The following is a 3,769-nucleotide window of genomic DNA, read 5'->3' on the forward strand; positions in this document are numbered from 1 at the left end:
AAGTCGCGAAAGTCGGTCGAGACGGCCTCCTTGAACAAGGGCGACCATGTTGCGTTCGAGGGTGGGGACATTGTCATCTCACGGTTGGAGCAGATCGGTGAAGGGGCGGACATCGGCGGCGGCATCGATGTCGAGGATCGTGTCGCGGAGCCGGGCAACGCGGGCTTGCGGCAGGACGGCGCCGGCGAGATCGGCGTATTTGGCTACTATGCGCTCATCGCTCAGCGGGTTGAGCGGCCCACCCAGCGGATGCTCGACCGTGGCGGCAAATGTCCTGCCGTCATGCGTTCTGATTTCCACGGACGGCTCGTCCTCGTCGCGCATCGCAGGGTCGATTTCAACGGTCAGGTGGTCCATCCATTTGCCGATGGCAGGATCGCGCCAGGCCTTCTCCTCAAGTTCGGCCAACGAGACCTTGCCATGATGAAGGCGCGCCGCGACCGCATAAGGCAGGCTCATCTGCGCCTGTGCCCGCGAGGTCACCGTCTTGTGGCCGCACATGCCGAACTGGAAGCCGCTCATGCCGACGATGACGCCGGCGACATCAGAACTCGCCAGCCCGTTGTCTCCCAGCATGAGATCGATGGCATCGATGGCTGAATGCGTGCCGCGACATGTCGCGTGCGGCTTGATGGAGCAGCGGTTGAGGCGCCAGTTATGGCCGAAATCGCGACTGAGCTCTTCCGGCGCGGCCCTTCCGTCGCCAAATGTCCGGAAAAACCCGCCCCACACATCGTCGAAGGCCGAAAGCGGCCCCTGAAAGCCGGACCGGGCGAGCCGCGCCGCGACATAGCCGCCCTCCGCGGCGCGTCCGGCATGAAGCTTCTTGGCCGGGCCACCATCATGGATAAAGGCCCAGGTGCCGCCAGAATAGGAAAGCGCGCAGCCGAGCGCCGAGGCGATGCCGTCCCTGTCCATGCCCAGCAGCGTCGCCACGGCCGCCGCCGCGCCGAAGGTCCCGCAGGTGCCGGTGGAATGCCAGCCATTGCCGTTGTGGATCTCGTAGCCGCCCGCAGCTTCCAGAACGCGGCGCCCTACTTCGTAGCCGAGCAGCACGGATTTGAGTAACAGCCTCCCGTCGACGGGTCTTTCCATCGTTTGGAGTGCCGCGATCACGGCTGGCACGACGACAGCGCCGGAGTGGTCGCAGCCGCCGGAATCGTCGAGCTCGAAGGCGTGCGCGGATACGCCGTTGATAAAGGCGGCAGTGCGGGCGTCGGTCTTGAGCGACAGTCCCCAGGCGCTCGCTTCCCCCTTCTCCCTCGTCAGCCCAAGGGCGTCGACCACGAGTTTCGTCTCGATCGATGTCGCGCCGGCGACCGAAACGCCGAGCGTATCCAGAATATGAAGCTTGGCCTTTCGGACCGTGGCTTCGGAAAAGTCGGAAAAGTCCGTAGCCGAGACTTTGTCGGCAAGCGACGTGAGCACCGTCTCAACCATCGACGCCGTATTCCTTGCGATAGGCGTCGAAGACCTGGATGGGATGATCTTTCTCGACCGAGCTGCCCAGCGCCCGCTGGCGTTCGGCAATCTCGGCGCCGGTTGCCAGCCAAACATCGTCAAAGCTCAGGATGTGACGCAGCAGGTCCTCGACCAGCGAGATACGTCCAGGCGTGCCGCTCCATTCCGGCCGCAGCTGGATGACGTAACAGAGGCCGAAGCGACGGTATGCATCGAACTCGGCAATCCAGTTGTGAAGGACGCCTTCGTAGTCCGGTATCCGGCCCTGCCCCTTCGGAAAGGCAGGCGTGAAATTGAACTGGAAATAGGGCCGGTCCTCCAGTTCGATATGGACCGGGATTTCAACAAGGCCGGACAGATGGGTGTAGGGCAGATCGTCGCCATTGAGGCTGGCCGACCAAGCGTGGCCCGCCTCCAGCAGAAGCCTGTCGAACCCTGCGCGCCAATTGCCCTGCGGCAGGCGGAACCCGCTCACCTCCCTCCCCGCCACGGTGTTCAGCGCGTCCCTCGATCGCCTGAGGATGTCTAACGATTGGGTTGGGGTAAGCTCGTCGTGGCGATCGAAGGAAAGACCGCTGCTTGCGATCTCGTGGCCGGCGCTTGCGATCCCACGCACCAGGTCGCCATGACGATCCGCCGTTTCGGCGGTAAGGAACCAGCTGGTCTTGATTTTCGATGCCGCGAATGTCCTGCAAAGCCGCTCGACACCACGGGTCGCGCCGAATTGCCAGACCGAAAGGCTCTTCGACCTGTTCGCGAGATCGGGCGCCGCGGCTACAGCGTCGGCTCCGTCGTCGAACGGCACCGCCACCATCACGGCGCAGCTTTTGCCCTCGGGCCAGATTGTCGGCTGTGCTGTGGTCATGCCGTCAGCTTTCGGTCATCGGTCTGGGAATGGCGTTCAATCCACCAGTGGGCGATGTCGCCGAGGCGCGCCGTCCACACGCTGTCGCCTTTGCCAGCGATCGCCTTGAACAGACCTTCGAGGATGGAAAGACGCCCCGGCTTGGCGCACACCTTCGGATGCAGGATCGTCGTCCAGCACAGCCCTTCGCGGTGGTAGCCTTCGAACTCCGCCCGCCAGTTGCGCTCGACGGCGCGATAATCGGCAATCCGGTCAAGCCCGATCGGGAAATCCGGCGCCTCGGTGTAGGCAAGCGCGGTATAGTCGTCGATGTCCCAACGCGCCGGGATTTCGACCAGCCCTGGACCTTTGTTGGCGGGGTGGAAATAGGGGCGGTCGTCGCCACGCATGGAGCTCGAATAGATCACGCCGAAATCCTGGAGGAGCGCCGCCGTTTCGTGACTCCAGTCGCCAGATGGCGTTCTGAACCCGATCGGCGTGACGCCGAGCCGTTCGCGAAAAATCCGGCGCGATCGCTCCATGACGTCCAGCTGCTGCTCCGCGGTGAGGTCGATGAAAACCTCGTGGCGGTGGCCGTGATAACCAACCTCGTGGCCGCCGGCGACGATGCGCTCGCACCGGTCGGTCCAGTGCTCCACGACCCAGGTTGGAATGAAGAAGGTCGCCTTTAGGTCATAGGTCGCCAGCAGATCGAGCAATCGGGGCAATGCGCGCCAAGGGCCATAGGCGCCCTGGGTGAAGTAGCGCGGATTGTGGAGCAGCGACCCGTCGAGCATCGCGTCTCCCGTCGGCCCGTCGACATCGAAAGCGAGGCCGACTGCGGATTGTCTTCCGGCCGGCCAGAGCGAACCGATGGAAAGAGCGGGCTGCGACATGAGTTTGGTCATTCTGTTTGGGGATTCCCCGCGCCCGGCAGGACCGGGCGCGGATTGTCAGGCACAAAAGCTCTCCGTTCCGGCCGGACGACCGGTCGAAAATCGCGAAATCTAAAGAGGCCTCAGTGCGCCTTGGCGCTTACTTCACGCCGTTGATGACGGCCTTCGGGACCGCGTTGTGCACAAGGCCCCACTTCTTGAGCATGGCGTCGTAAGAGCCGTCCTTGATCAGTCCGTCGAATGCGCCGGCAACGGCATCGCGAAGGCCGGTATTGTCCTTCTTGAAGCCCATGCCGAACGTGTCGTTGCTGAGCAGCGGTTCGCCGACGAGCTGATAGGTGTCCGGCTCGAGGCGGATCTGGTAGGCGATCGTTTCGATGCCCTGCACCACGGCGTCATAGCGCCCCTGCTTCATGCCGAGGCGGGCGGCATTGGAATCGGCCGTTCCTTCGAACTTGATGGCGGGCTTGCCCTTGGCAACGCAGTTGGTGTCGCTCCAGCTGGTGACGTTCTCGCCGAAGGAGGTCGAGCGGCTGCCGGCGACGGTCTTGCCGCAGAAATCCGTCGT

4 protein-coding genes are annotated in these 3,769 nt (G+C 63.7%); all 4 read right to left on the bottom strand.

The window, feature by feature from the left end:
• Window positions 1–78: 78 nt before the first annotated feature.
• Complete coding sequence (locus Q0L57_RS07905) at window positions 79–1,440, bottom strand: MmgE/PrpD family protein (protein ID WP_296740672.1); 1,362 nt, start codon at window positions 1,438–1,440, stop codon at window positions 79–81.
• A complete protein-coding gene (locus tag Q0L57_RS07910) occupies window positions 1,433–2,326 on the bottom strand; it encodes a polysaccharide deacetylase family protein (RefSeq protein ID WP_296740676.1) in 894 nt (297 codons plus the stop codon). Before Q0L57_RS07910 ends, Q0L57_RS07905 begins: the two co-directional genes overlap by 8 nt.
• Window positions 2,323–3,213: a polysaccharide deacetylase gene (locus Q0L57_RS07915; RefSeq protein ID WP_296740680.1), complete on the bottom strand. Its 891-nt coding sequence runs from the start codon at window positions 3,211–3,213 to the stop codon at window positions 2,323–2,325. Before Q0L57_RS07915 ends, Q0L57_RS07910 begins: the two co-directional genes overlap by 4 nt.
• 127 nt (window positions 3,214–3,340) lie before the next feature.
• On the bottom strand, window positions 3,341–3,769 hold a 429-nt coding region (locus Q0L57_RS07920), incomplete at its 5' end, for a transporter substrate-binding domain-containing protein (protein ID WP_296740683.1).

Source organism: Mesorhizobium sp., assembly GCF_024509055.1.
Classification (GTDB): Bacteria; Pseudomonadota; Alphaproteobacteria; order Rhizobiales; family Rhizobiaceae; genus Mesorhizobium.